Annotated in this window: 17 protein-coding genes and 1 tRNA gene; 12 read left to right on the top strand and 6 right to left on the bottom strand. The window is 62.9% G+C overall.

Annotation, left to right across the window (positions count from 1 at the left end; translation table 11 throughout):
• Positions 1-61 precede the first annotated feature (61 nt).
• Positions 62-694 (top strand): LysE family transporter, encoded by a 633-nt coding sequence (locus ABEH27_RS05415; RefSeq protein ID WP_346612577.1) that lies wholly within the window; start codon positions 62-64, stop codon positions 692-694.
• Between the two features lie 30 nt (positions 695-724).
• Here ABEH27_RS05415 and ABEH27_RS05410 read toward each other — a convergent pair whose 3' ends face one another.
• Both ABEH27_RS05410 and ABEH27_RS05405 read right to left on the bottom strand, forming a co-directional pair.
• Positions 725-1,477: a slipin family protein gene (locus ABEH27_RS05410; RefSeq protein ID WP_346612576.1), complete on the bottom strand. Its 753-nt coding sequence runs from the start codon at positions 1,475-1,477 to the stop codon at positions 725-727.
• Between the two features lie 2 nt (positions 1,478-1,479).
• Entirely contained in the window at positions 1,480-2,829 is a 1,350-nt protein-coding gene (locus tag ABEH27_RS05405) for a nodulation protein NfeD (protein WP_346612575.1), read from the bottom strand.
• A 96-nt stretch (positions 2,830-2,925) separates the two neighbouring features.
• Here ABEH27_RS05405 and ABEH27_RS05400 point away from each other — a divergent pair, with 96 nt between their 5' ends.
• The 3 genes from ABEH27_RS05400 to ABEH27_RS05390 all read left to right on the top strand — a co-directional run bounded on the left by ABEH27_RS05400 (position 2,926) and on the right by ABEH27_RS05390 (position 4,397).
• Positions 2,926-3,384 (top strand): YbaK/EbsC family protein, encoded by a 459-nt coding sequence (locus tag ABEH27_RS05400; protein ID WP_039601719.1) that lies wholly within the window; start codon positions 2,926-2,928, stop codon positions 3,382-3,384.
• Positions 3,385-3,445: 61 nt separating this feature from the next.
• Positions 3,446-3,688, top strand: coding sequence for a DUF2789 domain-containing protein (locus ABEH27_RS05395; protein ID WP_346612574.1), 243 nt, complete (start codon positions 3,446-3,448; stop codon positions 3,686-3,688).
• Between the two features lie 70 nt (positions 3,689-3,758).
• Positions 3,759-4,397, top strand: a complete 639-nt coding sequence (locus tag ABEH27_RS05390) for an NADH:ubiquinone oxidoreductase subunit N (protein ID WP_346612573.1) — start codon at positions 3,759-3,761, stop codon at positions 4,395-4,397.
• Positions 4,398-4,403: 6 nt separating this feature from the next.
• On the opposite strand, the gene ABEH27_RS05385 is transcribed toward ABEH27_RS05390, so the two are convergent.
• The 4 genes from ABEH27_RS05385 to ABEH27_RS05370 all read right to left on the bottom strand — a co-directional run bounded on the left by ABEH27_RS05385 (position 4,404) and on the right by ABEH27_RS05370 (position 8,159).
• Positions 4,404-4,841 (bottom strand): CBS domain-containing protein, encoded by a 438-nt coding sequence (locus ABEH27_RS05385; protein ID WP_346612572.1) that lies wholly within the window; start codon positions 4,839-4,841, stop codon positions 4,404-4,406.
• Positions 4,842-4,986: 145 nt separating this feature from the next.
• A complete protein-coding gene (locus ABEH27_RS05380; protein ID WP_346612571.1) occupies positions 4,987-6,717 on the bottom strand; it encodes a dipeptidase in 1,731 nt (576 codons plus the stop codon).
• A gap of 156 nt (positions 6,718-6,873) precedes the next feature.
• Positions 6,874-7,872, bottom strand: a complete 999-nt coding sequence (locus ABEH27_RS05375; protein WP_346612570.1) for an Abi family protein — start codon at positions 7,870-7,872, stop codon at positions 6,874-6,876.
• Between the two features lie 210 nt (positions 7,873-8,082).
• Positions 8,083-8,159 (bottom strand) — tRNA-Arg (locus ABEH27_RS05370).
• A gap of 190 nt (positions 8,160-8,349) precedes the next feature.
• Here ABEH27_RS05370 and ABEH27_RS05365 point away from each other — a divergent pair.
• The 8 genes from ABEH27_RS05365 (at position 8,350) to ABEH27_RS05330 (ending at position 15,558) form a co-directional block, all read left to right on the top strand.
• Complete coding sequence (locus ABEH27_RS05365) at positions 8,350-9,099, top strand: GntR family transcriptional regulator (RefSeq protein ID WP_346612569.1); 750 nt, start codon at positions 8,350-8,352, stop codon at positions 9,097-9,099.
• Positions 9,096-10,820, top strand: a complete 1,725-nt coding sequence (locus ABEH27_RS05360; RefSeq protein WP_346612568.1) for a fumarate reductase/succinate dehydrogenase flavoprotein subunit — start codon at positions 9,096-9,098, stop codon at positions 10,818-10,820. The genes ABEH27_RS05365 and ABEH27_RS05360 overlap by 4 nt, the downstream gene beginning before the upstream one ends.
• A 76-nt stretch (positions 10,821-10,896) precedes the next feature.
• Positions 10,897-11,142 (top strand): ferredoxin family protein, encoded by a 246-nt coding sequence (locus ABEH27_RS05355; RefSeq protein ID WP_008096634.1) that lies wholly within the window; start codon positions 10,897-10,899, stop codon positions 11,140-11,142.
• 117 nt (positions 11,143-11,259) lie between these two features.
• Positions 11,260-12,666: an ABC transporter substrate-binding protein gene (locus ABEH27_RS05350; protein ID WP_346612567.1), complete on the top strand. Its 1,407-nt coding sequence runs from the start codon at positions 11,260-11,262 to the stop codon at positions 12,664-12,666.
• A gap of 15 nt (positions 12,667-12,681) precedes the next feature.
• Positions 12,682-13,464, top strand: coding sequence for an ABC transporter permease (locus ABEH27_RS05345; protein WP_346612566.1), 783 nt, complete (start codon positions 12,682-12,684; stop codon positions 13,462-13,464).
• Entirely contained in the window at positions 13,464-14,321 is an 858-nt protein-coding gene (locus tag ABEH27_RS05340; protein WP_346612565.1) for an ABC transporter ATP-binding protein, read from the top strand. Before ABEH27_RS05345 ends, ABEH27_RS05340 begins: the two co-directional genes overlap by 1 nt.
• A complete protein-coding gene (locus ABEH27_RS05335; RefSeq protein ID WP_346612564.1) occupies positions 14,318-15,283 on the top strand; it encodes a HEAT repeat domain-containing protein in 966 nt (321 codons plus the stop codon). Before ABEH27_RS05340 ends, ABEH27_RS05335 begins: the two co-directional genes overlap by 4 nt.
• Positions 15,283-15,558, top strand: coding sequence for a gamma-butyrobetaine hydroxylase-like domain-containing protein (locus ABEH27_RS05330; protein ID WP_346612563.1), 276 nt, complete (start codon positions 15,283-15,285; stop codon positions 15,556-15,558). Before ABEH27_RS05335 ends, ABEH27_RS05330 begins: the two co-directional genes overlap by 1 nt.
• Positions 15,559-15,585: the final 27 nt, after the last annotated feature.

The raw sequence follows: 15,585 nt of genomic DNA, 5'->3' as shown, positions 1-15,585 counted from the left end.
TCATTTTTTCGCCAACACTTTAGCTTAACGTTTTGCAACATATGTTCGAGCGAGGTGTGTGATGTCGATGGAAGTGTGGTTAGGCTTCTTTGCCGCGTGTTGGGTGATCAGCCTTTCACCAGGGGCCGGGGCAATCGCCTCGATGTCCAGCGGCCTGCAATATGGTTTCTGGCGCGGTTACTGGAACGCACTAGGCCTGCAGATCGGCCTGATCGTGCAGATCGCCATCATCGCCGCCGGTGTCGGCGCCATCCTCGCGGCTTCCGCCACTGCCTTCACCCTCATCAAGTGGTTTGGTGTCGCCTACCTGGTGTACCTCGCCTACAAGCAATGGCGTGCGTTGCCGATGGACATGACCGAAGAATCCGGCGTGCGCCCCATCGGCAAACCGCTTAGCCTGGTGTTCCGAGGTTTCTTGGTCAACGTCAGCAACCCCAAGGCGCTGGTGTTCATGCTGGCGGTGCTGCCGCAGTTCATCAACCCGCATGCGCCGCTGTTGCCGCAGTATGTCGCGATCACCGTGACCATGATCAGCGTCGACCTGCTGGTGATGGCGGGTTACACCGGCCTGGCTTCTCGGGTGCTGCGCCTGCTGCGTACGCCCAAGCAGCAGAAGCGCCTGAACCGTACCTTTGCCGGTCTGTTCATTGGTGCGGCGACGTTCCTGGCAACGCTTCGCCGCGCGCCGATCTGATGGATTGCAGGGGCCTCGATGAGGCCCCTGTCATTTCGGCCTTTCCATCATCCCCTTGAGCAAATCCAGCGGCATTGGAAACACGATGGTCGAGCTCTTGTCGCCAGCAATAGACCCCAGCGTCTGCATGTAACGCAACTGCATGGCCCCTGGCTCCTTGCTGAGCATCTGCGCGGCCTGCATCAACTTTTCCGATGCCTGCAATTCGCCCTCGGCGTGAATCACCTTTGCCCGGCGTTCACGTTCGGCCTCGGCCTGGCGGGCAATGGCGCGGACCATCGATTCGTTGAGGTCGACGTGCTTGATCTCGACATTGGCCACCTTGATGCCCCAGGCATCGGTCTGCGCGTCCAGTACCTGGCGGATATCCAGGTTCAGCTGTTCACGCTCGGCCAGCAGTTCGTCCAGCTCATGCTTGCCCAACACCGCACGCAGGGTGGTCTGGGCGAGCTGGCTGGTAGCGACCAGAAAGTCCTCGACCTGGATGATCGCCTTCTGCGGGTCGAGCACGCGAAAGTACAGCACCGCATTGACCTTCACTGACACGTTGTCGCGGGTGATCACATCCTGTGGCGGCACATCCAGCACCACGGTACGCAAATCGACCCTGACCATCTGTTGAATCACCGGGATCAGCAGGATCAACCCAGGCCCCTTCACCTGCCAGAAACGCCCCAGCTGGAACACCACGCCGCGCTCGTACTCTCGCAGGATGCGAAATGCCGACAGCAGCAACACGCCCAGCAGCATGAGCAGGGCGCCGAAACCCAATTGCATGAACATCGTCATTCTCCTTGCGCGGAAGGGGCGGCAGCGCTGACTTCCAGCGTCACGCCGTGGCGTGCGGTCACCCGCACGTGCTGGCCGAGCTGCAGCGGCGTGGTGCACTGGACCTGCCATTGTTCGCCCTGGGCCTGTACCGAACCGCAGAACGGGTTGTCTGCCACCACCTGGGTAACGCTGACCAGGCTGCCGACCAGGCCAGCGTCGGGGCTCACCAGTGCGCGCCTGCGGGTCTTCAGCGCCATGCCCAGCACGCCGCCGATCAGCAGTGCCGAGAGCAGCGCCAGGCTGCCAATCAGTGCCAGTGGGATGCCGAAGCCGGGGGCGTCGGTGTCCATCAGGATCACTGCGCCCACCACGAACGCCACGATGCCGCCAAAGCCGACCACGCCAAAACTGGGCAGAAACGCCTCGGCGATCATGAAGACGATACCGAGCAGGATCAGCGCCAAGCCAGCGATGCTCACCGGCAGCAGCTGCAGGGCATACAGCGCCAGCAGCAGGCAGATGCCGCCGACCACGCCGCCCACGCTTGAGCCAGGGTTCATGAACTCGAACAGCAGCCCATAGACGCCGATCATGATCAGGATCAGCGCCACGCTGGGGTTGGTGATCACCGCCAGCACGCGCGTGCGCCAGTCGGGCAGGTGCTCGACCACATTGGCGTCGCGGGTTTGCAGCAGGCGCGGCTGGTCAGCGGCGATCAGGGTCTTGCCGTGGAGCTGGCGCAGCAGGTCTGGCACGTCGTTGGCCACCAGGTCGATCACCTTCTGCTTGAGCGCCTCGCTGGCCGACAGGCTTACGGCCTCGCGCACGGCTTTTTCCGCCCAGTCGGCATTACGCCCGCGCAACTGCGCCAGGCCACGGATATACGCGGCGGCATCGTTGACCTGTTTGCGAGCGAGGGTTGCCTCATCGCTGTTCGCTTCGGCCTTGTCATCCTTGGGCGCGCCCGGTGTGCCGCCAATCTGTACCGGTGTGGCTGCGCCCAGGTTGGTGCCGGGCGCCATGGCTGCGACGTGGCTGGCGTAGAGGATGTAGGTGCCGGCGCTGGCGGCACGTGCGCCGCCAGGGGCAACGTAACTGGCAACCGGCACGGGGCTGGCGAGGATCGCCTTGATGATCTGGCGCATGGCGCTGTCCAGGCCGCCGGGGGTGTCCATACGGATCACCACCAGTTGCGCGCCCTGACCCCGGGCCTGGTCCAGGCCACGGAGCACGTAGTCGGCACTGGCAGGGCCGATGGCACCGTCGACGCTCAGTACCCAGACGGCCCCAGGCGCGGCCTGGCCGCCCGGGGCGAGGCCGAGCATCAGCACCAGCAACCACCAGCGCCAGCAGCGAGCGATCACCTGTCGTCACCTGGTTAGCCTCTATACCCCAAGTTTAGTCATGCCTGCCCGGGCACGGCCTAAAATTGGAGAGGGGGGCTAAACCGGAGGTGCATCATGCGTATGGCCAAGACCCTGCAGCAGCGCCTGGACCAGGCCAACTGCGATTACGACATCATTCCCCACCCGCACTCGGCAACCAGCCTCGAGTCGGCGCGCACCGCCGGGGTACCCGCCGAGCGGGTCGCCAAGTCGGTCATGCTCGACGACCGCCATGGCAACTACATCATGGCGGTACTGCCGGCCAATCGGCACCTGGACATGAGCAAGGTGCGCATGTCCGGCGCCTGGCAACTCACCCGCGAAAGCGGCCTGCCGAGCCTGTTCGGCGATTGCGAACGTGGCGCCATCCCTGCAATGGGTGATGCTTACCAGATAAAGATGCTGCTCGATTCGAGTCTTACCCGCCAGGGCGATGTCTACCTGGAGGCAGGTGATCACGATCACCTTATCCACATGAGCATGGAGCAGTACCTGAAACTGGTACCGCAAGCCGAAGTACGCGAGCTGTGCTGATGTTCTCAAACCAATGCCGGGCCGGCGTCGTGGACGGCTCGCCCGGTACAGAGGAGGATTCATGGAAGCACCTACCCATCACTTTTCCGACCTGTTCAAGCAATTGGGCCTACCCGATGATCCCCAGAGCATCGACCAGTTCATCACCAGTCATTCCCCGTTGAAAAACGAAATCAAGCTGGTGGATGCGCCGTTCTGGACCGACTCCCAGCGGGCTTTTCTCAAGGAAAGCATCATTGAGGACTCCGATTGGGCGGTGCCCTTCGATCAACTCAACGAAGCATTGCGCCGCCCCCGAAAATAAAGCGCCGAGCGGCACCTGACGACTGATTGGCCGTTGCTATGCTCAGGAAAACAATAAGGGGATAGGCGCCATGAAAGATCCCTACGCACCAGGTTTCTGGTGCTCCGTGACGATCCTGGGCACGCTGACGGCTGGTTACTTCTACGGTATCCGCCATACGCACCAGATGAACCAGGCGGTGCAGTTCCTGTATGCCGCTGCCGCGGTCACCGCGGCAGCGGCATTGCTGGCGCTGACCTGGATTGCCTGGCAGCAACTGCACCTGAACAAGCGCGAAGTGATCCAGGGGCGAACGTTGCTCACCATCTGGAACACCAAGGTTGCGCTGCGCCGGGTCGAGACGGTGTTCGACCGCTATTTCTGGGGCAGCTACTGGCACTCCGGGCGCACCTTCGAGGAGGTGATGGGCGAGCTCAAGGGCACGCCGCTGGAGCAGAGCCTGGATGCGTTGAAACGCCAGTGCCGGGTGCTCGACCGCGAGATTCACGACCATCATCACCACTGGCTGGCCAACGCCCGCGACTTGTCCAGCGTGGCCACGGCCATGGCGCGCGAGCGCTACCAGCTCGACCTGTGCGAACCCTCAAGCAATGGCCATGGCAACACGGCGGTGCTCAATCGAGACCTGGAAGTGCTGGTGTACACCTGGTCGGCGCGCCTGCGCAGCTTCGACCATCAGCTGGATGAGCTGGAGCGCGCCTACCACTGAAGCTGATCATTCGCCGCGGATGTATTGCTCCAGCTGCGCAATCAGGTTGGCCTGTTCGGCGATGGTCTCTTTGACCAGGTCGCCAATCGACAGCAGGCCGAGCAGCTCGCCATTGCTGACCACCGGCAGGTGGCGCAGGTGGCGGTTGGTCATGAGGTTCATGCAGTACTCGAGGTTTTGCTTCGGTTCGACCGTGACCACGGGTGCGCTCATGATTTCCCGCACCGGGGTAGCCGCCGAAGAGCGGCCCTTGAGTACCAGTTTACGGGCGTAGTCTCGTTCGCTGACGATCCCCACCACCTGGTTGTTCTCCACAACAGGCAGCGCACCGACGTTTTTCTCCGCCAGCATTTTCAGGGCGTCGAGCACCGAGTCATCAGGGCCGATGGTGTACACGGTCTGGTGCTGGGACTTGGTCTTGAGGATTTGTTCGACGTTCTTCATACAGGCCTCTGCGGGTGGAGAAAACGGGCTCTTTGTGTAAATAAAGCATCCTGCACGCCAGCCTGCACGGCAATGCAGGAAACGGCATCGAGTCGATTGAAAAACGTCATGGACGATTGTCTCTGCCGGCCTCTTCGCGGCTAGCTTAAAGCTTAGGCATTTGCCCGATCCGGGCGACCATCTCGCTCACCACCTGCAAGTCCAGCATGAACTGCTCCACGGTCTTGAACTCGTTGTCGTTGTGCCCGGTGTACTTCACGTCTGGCATGGCCAGGCCGAACTGCACGCCGTTGGGCAAGTCATGTACCGAGGTGGCGCCGGCGGAGGTGCCGAACTCATGTTTCATGCCCAGGTTCTCGCTGGCCACATCGAGCAGGGCCTTGACCCATTCGCCTTCGGGGTTACGGTACATCGGCTCGTCGAGGCTGTAGTCGAAAGCGACCGAGGTGTGGCTCTGGCGTGTCCATTTACCCAGCTTGTCGGCCAGTTCGTCCTTGATCGTGGCCAGCGGCTTGCCTTTGGGAATGCGCAGGTTGACTGCCAGCTTCAGGCCTTTTTCGTTCACGCCGACAAAGGTCAGCGATGCGGTCAGCGGGCCCATGAACTCATCCTTGAAATCCACCCCGAGTTTCTTGCCCAGGTAATCCAGGCCCCAGTTGTCGGCGGCGTAGCGGGCGGCATCGGTGAAGTGGTTGTGCTTGAGCGGCACCTGCTTGCCCAGGCCGTTGATGAAGCCGAGCATGCGTGCCACCGGGTTGACCCCGGACTCGGGCTCGGACGAATGGGCCGAGACGCCAGTTACGGTGAGCAGCACGTTCTTGCCATCGACCTTGGCCGCGATGCTGAAGTCGCCGCCGTTTGCCTTCACGTATTCGGTACCGGCTTTTTCAAGCTGCTTGGCCAATTGTGCTGGATTGTCGCTGACCAGGGTCGCCACCGAGGTGGTCGGGATCTGGTTGGTCGCCAGGCCGCCGGTGAGGTTGACGATCTCTGCGCCCTTGCCGCTGCCCGGGCGTTTGGCGAAGCTCGCCATGACTGTGCCGTAGCCTTTTTCGGCGATCACCACCGGGTAACCGCCATCGAGCGCCAGGTTGTAGGCGGGCGTGGGGTTGCGTTCGAAGTAGTAGGGAATGGCGTCGCCGCTGGTTTCTTCAGTGGTGTCGATCAGCAGCTTGAACTGCCGGGCCAGCGGCAGGTTTTCGTCTTTTGCCACTTTCAGCGCGTACAGCGCTACGACGATGCCGTTCTTGTCGTCCTCAGTGCCGCGGCCGTACATGCGGTCACCTACCAGCGTGACCTTGAACGGGTCGAGTTGGGTGCCGTCATCCAGCTTCCAGTTGTCCGGGTTGACCGGCACGACGTCGGCGTGAGCATGGATGCCGACCACTTCCTGGCCGGCACCTAGCGAGACCTCGTAGACGCGGTTGTCGACGTTGCGGAAAGCCAGGCCAAAGCCCTCGGCCAGCGCTTTGATCTTGTCGGCGATCTTCAGGAACTCGGGGTTCTCGTGCTGGGGTACGCCGTCGACGCTGAAGGTGGGAATCGCCACCAGTTCGCGTAGGGTTTGCGTGGCAGCCTTGCCATATTTGATTCGGGTGTACAGGCCGAGCAGGCGGTTGATTTCGTTCTGCTGCTCGGCGTCGAGCGCTGTGCCAGCCAGGTAAGCGTCGAGGGTCGCGCCAAGGTTGTCGGCCTTGGCCTGTTCGCTACCTTTGAGCTTGCCGAGGAACTGCTTGAAGTCGCTGGGCTCGCTGCCGTCGAAGGCTTTGACGATGGCGGCGGACTGCTGTTGGGTGAGGTTGGCCTGGGCCGGTGCGGTGTAGATCCCCAGGCTGGCCAGCATTAGGGAGGCGGCGCATAACTTTTTCAGGTGCATTTCTGATCGCATTCCATGCAGGTTGTTGAAGGGTGCCCGTTTACGCAAACGGGAAGGCCTTCACGCTAACACCAACGGTATGCTTTCCGGGAGAGGGGCGATCGTGACGACATGCACAACTCAACAGTGCGGTAAGTGCACTCCGATGGGCCTGCTTTACGACAGGCTCTCCCAGAATGGGTCCAGCTTCCAATCTTCAGGGAAGCCCATCGCTTCATGGTTGATGCCGGGGAATTCGGACAACAACGCCTGAAGTCGTATGCCCCAACAGGTATCAGGGCTGACTTTGGCCATCAAGAGGTTGAGAATGCAAAGCACGGTGAACACTCGGGAATGCTGACCAGGCTTCTGCAAATGTTCAGGCCAGGGAAAACTTGCCTTGCGTGGCAGTTCTGGTCGTATGCCAAGCTCGCGGTTCCACAAACGGGCATGATGTGCACAGATATTACGGATTGTGGTCAGGGTATGCAGCCAAGACTGCAACAAGGGGCCGGGAAGGCCCAGCCGACGCGCAATTGCCTTGCGATCGGTGTCTTTAGCCAACCCCTTGAACAGATGCGAGAGGTCCCCGAGCGTAATTTCCTCCATGGCTGCCCAGGCCGGCATCAACTCAGGGTTGTCGTAGCTCAGTGCGTAGTGACGCGCATAGCTTTCCTTGGCACGCAGTTTTTTCAACTGAGCCTTGCGCGAGTCTGAGGCATGAGAGCGCTCGATGCGTTGGCACTCACGAGCGTGATCCTGACGTGCTTTGGTTTGTTTGCCGCGAATGGTGTCGAGCAGGTTGTGATGACGGTAGTCATGCTGGAAAAGCGCCTCCTGCAAGTGCCAATGTGACCCGTGCGCGGGCCCCATGTGATTGCTGACTGCCGCCCGTGTGGCGACCTCTATGCGTTCGATTGCATCGATGGTGAGCAAGCGCAAGCGCCGGTCAAACTCATACAGATGAGTGAGTGCCCGCAGCCGTGTACCTGGCTTGAAACGATGCTCAGCGTCATCAGGTAATTGAAAGGGACGCATGTAGGGCGTGAGGCGAAAGAAACTCACTGCTTCGAGAAAACAGCGCGCTTTGCTTTCATCCTGGATAGTCAGACCGCGATGCAGCAGCAGGTCCAATTGTGCGGGAACATCGATCGCAGGTTTGCAGAATGGCTTCATGCTTGACCCGTTCGGGCAAAAAAAACCCGCTCAATTTGTGCATAGCTGCCGAGGCAGCCATAGGCATGGCGGGTGTGTTGCGCGAGAGAATAGGTAGCACGAGCCAGCTTGGCAAGGTTTTTACCGTCAGCTCCACCCTTGAATATGTAACAAGTCAAATGCGCGCAGAGACGAAAAAGCCCCGGGCATAGGCCCAGGGCTTTTTGAAGATGGCGCACTCGGCGGGATTCGAACCCACGACCCCTGCCTTCGGAGGGCAGTACTCTATCCAGCTGAGCTACGAGTGCAACGCGCACGCATGATACCCATCTCGATCGGCGACGTCCATCGCCTTGATCTGTGGCTGTTTTTCCCCCGGTGCAAGCACCGCCAAAACATCTATCCATATGCAATAACAGTATTTCCCCGCCCATTCTTATGCCGGCTATCCTCTGGTTACAACTTGTTATAACAAGTCACTCATCAGTGAAGAGAACCATGGCCGAACTGCTCCCCCTGTCCCCGGTACCGCTCTATACCCAGCTCAAGGAGCTGCTGCGCGAGCGCATTCTCGACGGCACCTACGCGCCGCACAGCCGCATGCCCTCGGAGAGCGAGCTGGGCAAGGCGTTCGATGTCAGCCGCATCACCGTGCGCCAGGCGCTGGGCGACCTGCAGAAAGAGGGGCTGATCTTCAAGATCCATGGCAAAGGTACCTTCGTTGCCAAACCCAAGGCGTTCCAGAACGTCAGCACCCTGCAGGGCCTGGCCGAGTCGATGACGCAGATGGGCTATGAAGTGTTGAACCGCCTGCGCAGCTTGCGCCATGTGCCGGCCAACGCGCTGGTGGCCACGCGGCTGCAGGTTCAGGAGGGTAGCCTGGTCACCGAGATCCGCCGGGTCCGCCTGATCAACCGCGAGCCGGTGTCGCTGGAGATCACCTGGCTGCCCAAGGCCGTCGGCGAGAAGCTGGAAAAGGCCGACCTGGTTACCCGCGACATCTTCCTGCTGCTGGAAAACGACTGCGGCATCGCGCTCGGCCACGCCGACCTGGCCATCGATGCGGTGCTGGCCGACAGCGACCTGACGCAGGCGCTGGAGGTGGAAGAGGGCTCGCCGATCATGCGCATCGAGCGCCTTACCCATGCTGCCGACGGCACGCCGCTGGACTTCGAACACCTCTATTACCGCGGCGATGCGTTCCAGTACCGCCTGCGCATCGACCGCCAGAAGGGGGGCAAGGCATGATCATCGAGACCCAGGACTACGACATCATCATCATTGGTGGCGGCACCGCCGGCCCAATGGCGGCGATCAAGGCCAAGGAGCAGGACAAAAGCTTGCGCGTCCTGCTGCTGGACAAGGCCAACGTCAAGCGCAGCGGTGCCATCAGCATGGGCATGGACGGCCTGAACAACGCGATCATCCCTGGCCACGCCACGCCCGAGCAGTACACCAAGGAAATTACCGTGGCCAATGACGGCATCGTCAACCAGGCCGCCGTGCACGCCTATGCCACCCACAGTTTCGAAACCATCGAGCAGCTCGACCGCTGGGGTGTGAAGTTCGAGAAGGACGAAACCGGTGACTACGCGGTGAAGAAGGTCCACCACATGGGTGCCTACGTGCTGCCCATGCCCGAAGGCCATGACATCAAGAAGGTGCTCTACCGCCAGCTCAAGCGCGCCCGGGTAGAGATCAGCAACCGCATGGTGTGCACCCGTGTGCTGCTCGATGGCGAAGGCGCCGCCGCAGGTGTACTCGGTTTCGATTGCCGCAGCGGCGAGTTCCGAGTGGTGCGCGCCAAGGCGGTGATCCTCGCCTGTGGCGCAGCAGGGCGCCTGGGCCTGCCGTCGTCGGGTTACCTGATGGGCACCTACGAAAACCCTACCAACGCCGGCGACGGCTATGCCATGGCCTACCACGCGGGGGCAGAACTGGCCAACCTCGAGTGCTTCCAGATCAACCCGCTGATCAAGGACTACAACGGCCCGGCCTGTGCCTATGTGACCGGCCCGCTGGGCGGGTATACCGCCAACAGCAAGGGCGAGCGCTTCATCGAGTGCGACTACTGGAGCGGGCAGATGATGTGGGAGTTCCATCAGGAGCTCGAAGGTGGCAATGGCCCGGTGTTTCTCAAGCTCGATCACCTGGCCGAGGAAACCATCCAGAACATCGAGGAGATCCTGCACAGCAACGAACGCCCCAGCCGCGGCCAGTTTCATGCCGGGCGCGGCACCGATTACCGCCAGCACATGGTCGAGATGCACATCTCCGAAATCGGCTTCTGCTCCGGGCATTCGGCTTCGGGGGTGTGGGTCAACGAGAAGGCCGAGACCAGCGTCAAAGGCCTGTACGCCGCAGGCGACATGGCAGCGGTGCCGCACAACTACATGCTCGGCGCGTTCACCTATGGCTGGTTTGCCGGGGTGAACGCCGCGCACTACGTGGCTGGGCGCGAACTGGCCGAGGTGGATGTTGCCCAGGTCGAGCGCGAGCGTGAACGCGTGTTCGCGCCGTTGCACCGCGAGCACGGCCTGCCGCCGGCGCAGGTCGAGTACAAGCTGCGGCGCATGGTCAACGACTACCTGCAGCCGCCAAAGGTGACCAAGAAGATGGAGATTGGCCTGGTGCGCTTTGCCGAGATCGAGCGCGACCTCGAGCAGATGAAGGCCAACAACCCCCACGAACTGATGCGCGCGATGGAAGTGTCGGTGATCCGCGACTGTGCCGAAATGGCCGCCCGCGCTTCGCTGTTCCGCGAAGAAAGCCGCTGGGGCCTGTACCACCACCGGGTTGATTTCCCCGAGCGTAATGACGGTGAGTGGTTCTGCCATTGCCACCTGAAGAAGGGCGACGACGGCGAGATGACCAGCTTCAAGAAAGCCGTCGAGCCCTACTTGATCGCTTTGGATGCCGATGAGCAGACCGCCTATGACCGGCTACGGGTCAAGGCCGATGCCGCATGAACAACGCAGCTCCCACAGGGGAATGTGGAAACCTCTAGATAAAGGGTGCCTATACAGGCCCCAAGGAAACCGTGACATGGCCTACCAGCCGCAAGAGATCTTCTTCCGCAGCAGCGCCCCAGTGACCATCGACGAAGACAAGTGCATCGCCGAAAAAGGCTGCACCGTGTGCGTCGAGGTGTGCCCCATGGACCTGCTGGCCATCAACCCGGCCACGCAGAAGGCTTACATGGCCTTCGACGAGTGCTGGTACTGCATGCCCTGCGAGAAGGATTGCCCCACCGGTGCGGTGAAAGTCGACATCCCGTACCTGCTGCGCTGACCCCCAGGCCATCCGGCGAACCACCGGACGCCCTCCTGCACTGCCCCTCGTTTCCCACCACCCAAACCTGGTGGCGGAGACGATTCCAATACCTGAAACGATTCGAGGGGAACACCCATGCGCCTTGTAGCAACCGTGGCCGGCCTCGCGCTGGCGCTCGCTGGCTTGAACGCCAGCGCCGAGACCATTCGGGTCGCCATCGGCACCCAGGACACCACCATCAACTGCGCCACCGGCGGCCTGCTGATTCGTGAACTGGGCCTGCTGGAGAAATACCTGCCGCATGACGGCAAGTACAAAGATGCGCAGTACCAGATTGAGTGGAAGAACTTCACCAGTGGCGCGCCGCTGACCAACGAGATGGTTGCCGGCAAGCTGGACTTCGGCGCCATGGCCGACTTCCCCGGCTCGTTCAATGGCGTTGCCCACCTGGACGCCGGCAAGCGCAGCCTGTTCATCAGTGTGCTGTCGGGCAGCGTGCAGGGCAGCGGCAACGGCATCGTCGTGCCGGCGGCCTCTGCCGTGCAATCGCTGAGCGAGCTCAAGGGCAAGACCATTTCCGTGCCGTTCGCCTCCACCGCTCACGGCATGCTGCTGCGCGCCGTCGCCGCGCAGGGCTGGGACCCGCAGAAAGACGTGCGGATCATCGCCCAGGCCCCGGAAATTGCAGGGTCGGCCCTGCGCAGCAACCGCATCGAAGCGCACGCCGACTTCGTGCCGTTCGCCGAGCTGTTCCCCAACCGAGGCTTCGCCCGCAAGATCTACGATGGCGCCCAGGCCAACGCGCCGACCTTCCATGGCGCCCTGGTCGATGCCGGCTACGCCAAGCAGTACCCCGAAGTGGTCACCGCCTACCTGCGCGCCAGCCTGGAGGCAGACCGCCTGATTGCCGCCGAACCCGAGAAGTACAGCGAGCTGATCGAGAAGGTCACCGGCATCGAAGCCGAGGTCAATTATCTGTTCCACGGCCCACTCGGCCTGCAGACCCGCGACCTGACCTGGAAGCCTGAATACCGCAAGGCGGTCGCGACCTCCATCGACACCCTCAAGCTGCTGAAAAAGACCGACCGCGGGCTCGACACCCAGCAGTTCATCGACGACCAGTACATCCGCGCCGCCTTCAAGCAGGCGGGTGTGGACTACGACAAGGCCCTTGGCAACTACGCGCCGCTGCCGCTCAAGGCGGTTGATGCGCTGACCGGCAAACCGATCACCGATTTCAGCCGGCTGGCGCAGATATGGGTACGCGGTGAAGACAAGGTGCGCCACTACGCATCCCCGGAGGCCGCCCTCGGTGCCCTGGCCCAGCTGGAACAAGAGGGCAAGGACATACGCGCCATCTACGCCCAGGCTGCCGACAGCGGCATCAAGTTGCTGGCCAACCAGGCCTGGTTCGTGCGCAAAGGCAATGGCGAGCTGGCCGCCTTCCTGCTCAAGGACCAGGCCGAACAGTACGCCAAGGCCCACGGCGGTGAGGCGCTGGACTTCGTCAGCGCCAACCAGAAGCTGGTCGCCCAGCGCTGACCCGGAGGCATCGTCATGACCCGCGACCTCAAGCGTTGGCCCGTGCGCCTTGCATCCTTGCTGGCCTGCCTGCTGTTCTGGCAGGTGGCAGCCAATGCCAGGCTCGATTTCGGGCTGTTCACCTTCACCTATGTACCCACGCCCAGCGCGGTGTTGGATGCAGCCTGGCAACTGCTTACCGGCAATGCCCTGCTGGCGCACCTGGGCAGCAGCCTGGCGCGGGTGTTTCTCGGCTATGGCGTCGCGGCACTCCTGGGCGTGGTCCTTGGGCTGCTGATCGGCCGCTCCAGATGGGCCGAGGACACGCTGCTGCCGCCGCTGGAAGTGCTGCGGCCGATCCCGGCAGTGGCCTGGATCCCGCTGGCGATCCTGATGTTCCCGTCGTCCGAGCTGTCGATGGTGTTCATCACCTTCACCGGTGCGCTGTTCCCGATCCTGCTAAACACCGTGCATGGCGTCGAGGCCGTCGACCCGCGCCTGGTCGCCTCGGCGCGCAGCCTGGGGGCAGGGCGTTGGGCGATCCTGCGTGAGGTGGTGTTGCCGGGTGCACTGCCGAGCATCGTCACCGGCCTTGCCATCGGCATGGGCACCTCATGGTTCTGCCTGGTCACCGCCGAGATGATCTCCGGGCAGTTCGGCATCGGCTATTACACCTGGGAGTCGTACACCTTGCAGAACTACCCCGACATCATCGTCGGCATGTTGCTGATCGGCGTGCTGGGCATGGGCAGCAGTGCCCTGGTCAAGCACCTCGGCGCATTGGCAACGCCCTGGTATCGCACGCGGAGGGCTGCCTGATGAGCAGTTATCAACAGGCGCCAGAGCCCGGGCGTATCGAAGGCCGGGGCTTGTCGATCCGCCTGGGGCAGGGCGTCGATGCCTTCGAAGCAGTACAGCGCCTGGACTTTACCGTCGCCCCTGGCGAGTTCGTGTGCATCCTGGGGCCGTCCGGCTGCGGCAAGTCGACCTTGCTCGGCGCATTGGCCGGGCACTTGGTACCCAGCACTGGCCACCTGACCGTAGACGACCAGGTGATAGACGGGCCTTCGCCGCAGCGCGGCATGGTGTTCCAGCATCACACGCTGCTGCCCTGGCGCAGCGTGCTCGATAACGTCGCCTTCGGCCTGAAGATGCAAGGCCTGGGCAAGGCCGATCGGCAGCGCCAAGCCCATGAAATGCTGCAGTTGGTCGGCTTGGCCGACTTCGCCTCGCGCTGGCCGAGCCAGCTGTCCGGCGGCATGCAGCAGCGTGCAGAGATCGCCCGGGTGTTGATCAATCGCCCCCGCCTGTTGCTCATGGACGAACCTTTCGGCGCCCTCGATGCGCAAACCCGCGCGCGGATGCAGGAGCTGCTGCTGGATATCTGGGCGCGCATCCGCACCACCGTGGTGTTTGTCACCCACGACATCGACGAAGCCTTGTTTCTGGCCGACCGCATCCTGGTGATGAGCACGCGCCCGGGTCGCTTCATCGAAGACTTGCGCCTGGACTTCCCACGGCCGCGCCGCGCCAGTTTGCTGACCAGCCCGGCATTCACCCACCTCAAGCGTCACTGCCTGGCATTGCTACGCCACGAAGACGGCCGCGAACTGCCGCGCCTGACGCCGCTAGGCCTGCCGGACACTGACCACCCACCGCTACGGATCGCGCTATGACCGAACGACACACTGACAACCCCGACATCCTTGCCCTGCTGCCTCGCCTTGAAGCCGACGATGCCGGCGTGCGGCGCATCGCCCTGATCGAACTGGCCGACCTGGAAGACCCGCAGGGCTTGCCTTGGTTGACCGATGCGCTGCTGGTCGACGCGGCCGACGAAGTTCGTACAGAAGCCGCGCGGCTGCTGGAAGCCTGGGAACAACCCGAGGTGGTGCAGGCCCTTTGCGCCGCCCTGGCCGATGCCGCCGAGCCGGTACGCCTGGCCGCCGCGCAGAGCCTCAGCGAGCTCAAGAGCCTGGAAGCCGGCCAGTTGATTCTGCCGTGGGTGAAGCACGCCGATGCCTTCGTGCGCGCCAGTGCCCTGCGGGCCTTGCGCGAGTTGCGCCTGGAAGATGCGGCCGCACCGGCGTTGCTTGCGCTGGCGGATGATGATGCGGCTGTGCGACGTGAGGCAGTGGGCATTCTTGGCTGGCTCAAGCACCAGCCCGCGTTGCCGGCGCTGGCAAGGCTCGCCGAGGCTGAGCCGGACACCGAAGTGCGTCGCGCGGCCATTGGCGCGCTGGGCCTTGCCCGTGACAGCGCGGTGCTGCCGGCGCTGGTGGCAGCGTTGAACGATGCGGCCTGGCAAGTACGCGAAGAAGCCGCCACCACCTTGGGCAAAGTGGGCCAGGAGCAGGCGGGCCCGGCGCTGGTGGATGCGCTTGGCGATGGCTTCTGGCAGGTACGTTTGCGGGCGGCTCGTTCGCTGGGCCGACTGCGTTATGCCGCAGCTCTGGATGCACTTGGCGAGCTGCTCGGCCATGGCATCGCCAACTTGCGCAAGGAAGCCGCCCTCGCCTTGGGTGAGCTGGGCCAGGCGCGTGCCTTGCCGGTGCTGCAGGCCGCCGAAGCCGATAGCGACCCCGAGGTGCGCAAGGCCGTGCGTATTGCCCTGGCACAACTGCGCGGGGCAGCGTGATGAACGCGCCGGCGGCAATCCGCAACCTGCGTGGGCCCGGGCAGCTGGTGCTGCAGTGGGAGGATGGCGAGCACAGCATCTGCCATGCCCGCCTGCGTGGTGCCTGCCCCTGTTCGCAATGCCGCGCGGCGCGCTTGTCGGGCGGCATCAGTGTGGTGCGCGATGATGTGCGCATCGAGCGGGTCGAGCCGCAAGGTTATGGCGTGCAACTGGTGTTCAGCGATGGGCATGAGCGGGGTATTTATCCATGGCCGTACCTGCGCGAGCTTGGGTGAATCCACCGGCCCCATCGCCGGCAAGCC

The organism is Pseudomonas sp. P39-UII1 (assembly GCF_039672635.1).
Lineage (GTDB): Bacteria > Pseudomonadota > Gammaproteobacteria > Pseudomonadales > Pseudomonadaceae > Aquipseudomonas.
Note: the sequence above shows the minus strand (reverse complement) of the source record. Positions and strands in the feature narration are given on the sequence as shown.

What these genes read in the sequence shown, in the direction of transcription:
- ABEH27_RS05415 (WP_346612577.1), top strand. Translation starts at nt 62, where the DNA reads ATGTCGATGGAAGTGTGGTTAGGCTTCTTTGCCGCGTGTTGGGTGATC.
- ABEH27_RS05410 (WP_346612576.1), bottom strand. Translation starts at nt 1,477, where the DNA reads ATGTTCATGCAATTGGGTTTCGGCGCCCTGCTCATGCTGCTGGGCGTG.
- ABEH27_RS05400 (WP_039601719.1), top strand. Translation starts at nt 2,926, where the DNA reads ATGCGTATGGCCAAGACCCTGCAGCAGCGCCTGGACCAGGCCAACTGC.
- ABEH27_RS05395 (WP_346612574.1), top strand. Translation starts at nt 3,446, where the DNA reads ATGGAAGCACCTACCCATCACTTTTCCGACCTGTTCAAGCAATTGGGC.
- ABEH27_RS05390 (WP_346612573.1), top strand. Translation starts at nt 3,759, where the DNA reads ATGAAAGATCCCTACGCACCAGGTTTCTGGTGCTCCGTGACGATCCTG.
- ABEH27_RS05385 (WP_346612572.1), bottom strand. Translation starts at nt 4,841, where the DNA reads ATGAAGAACGTCGAACAAATCCTCAAGACCAAGTCCCAGCACCAGACC.
- ABEH27_RS05380 (WP_346612571.1), bottom strand. Translation starts at nt 6,717, where the DNA reads ATGCACCTGAAAAAGTTATGCGCCGCCTCCCTAATGCTGGCCAGCCTG.
- ABEH27_RS05375 (WP_346612570.1), bottom strand. Translation starts at nt 7,872, where the DNA reads ATGAAGCCATTCTGCAAACCTGCGATCGATGTTCCCGCACAATTGGAC.
- ABEH27_RS05365 (WP_346612569.1), top strand. Translation starts at nt 8,350, where the DNA reads ATGGCCGAACTGCTCCCCCTGTCCCCGGTACCGCTCTATACCCAGCTC.
- ABEH27_RS05360 (WP_346612568.1), top strand. Translation starts at nt 9,096, where the DNA reads ATGATCATCGAGACCCAGGACTACGACATCATCATCATTGGTGGCGGC.
- ABEH27_RS05355 (WP_008096634.1), top strand. Translation starts at nt 10,897, where the DNA reads ATGGCCTACCAGCCGCAAGAGATCTTCTTCCGCAGCAGCGCCCCAGTG.
- ABEH27_RS05350 (WP_346612567.1), top strand. Translation starts at nt 11,260, where the DNA reads ATGCGCCTTGTAGCAACCGTGGCCGGCCTCGCGCTGGCGCTCGCTGGC.
- ABEH27_RS05345 (WP_346612566.1), top strand. Translation starts at nt 12,682, where the DNA reads ATGACCCGCGACCTCAAGCGTTGGCCCGTGCGCCTTGCATCCTTGCTG.
- ABEH27_RS05340 (WP_346612565.1), top strand. Translation starts at nt 13,464, where the DNA reads ATGAGCAGTTATCAACAGGCGCCAGAGCCCGGGCGTATCGAAGGCCGG.
- ABEH27_RS05335 (WP_346612564.1), top strand. Translation starts at nt 14,318, where the DNA reads ATGACCGAACGACACACTGACAACCCCGACATCCTTGCCCTGCTGCCT.
- ABEH27_RS05330 (WP_346612563.1), top strand. Translation starts at nt 15,283, where the DNA reads ATGAACGCGCCGGCGGCAATCCGCAACCTGCGTGGGCCCGGGCAGCTG.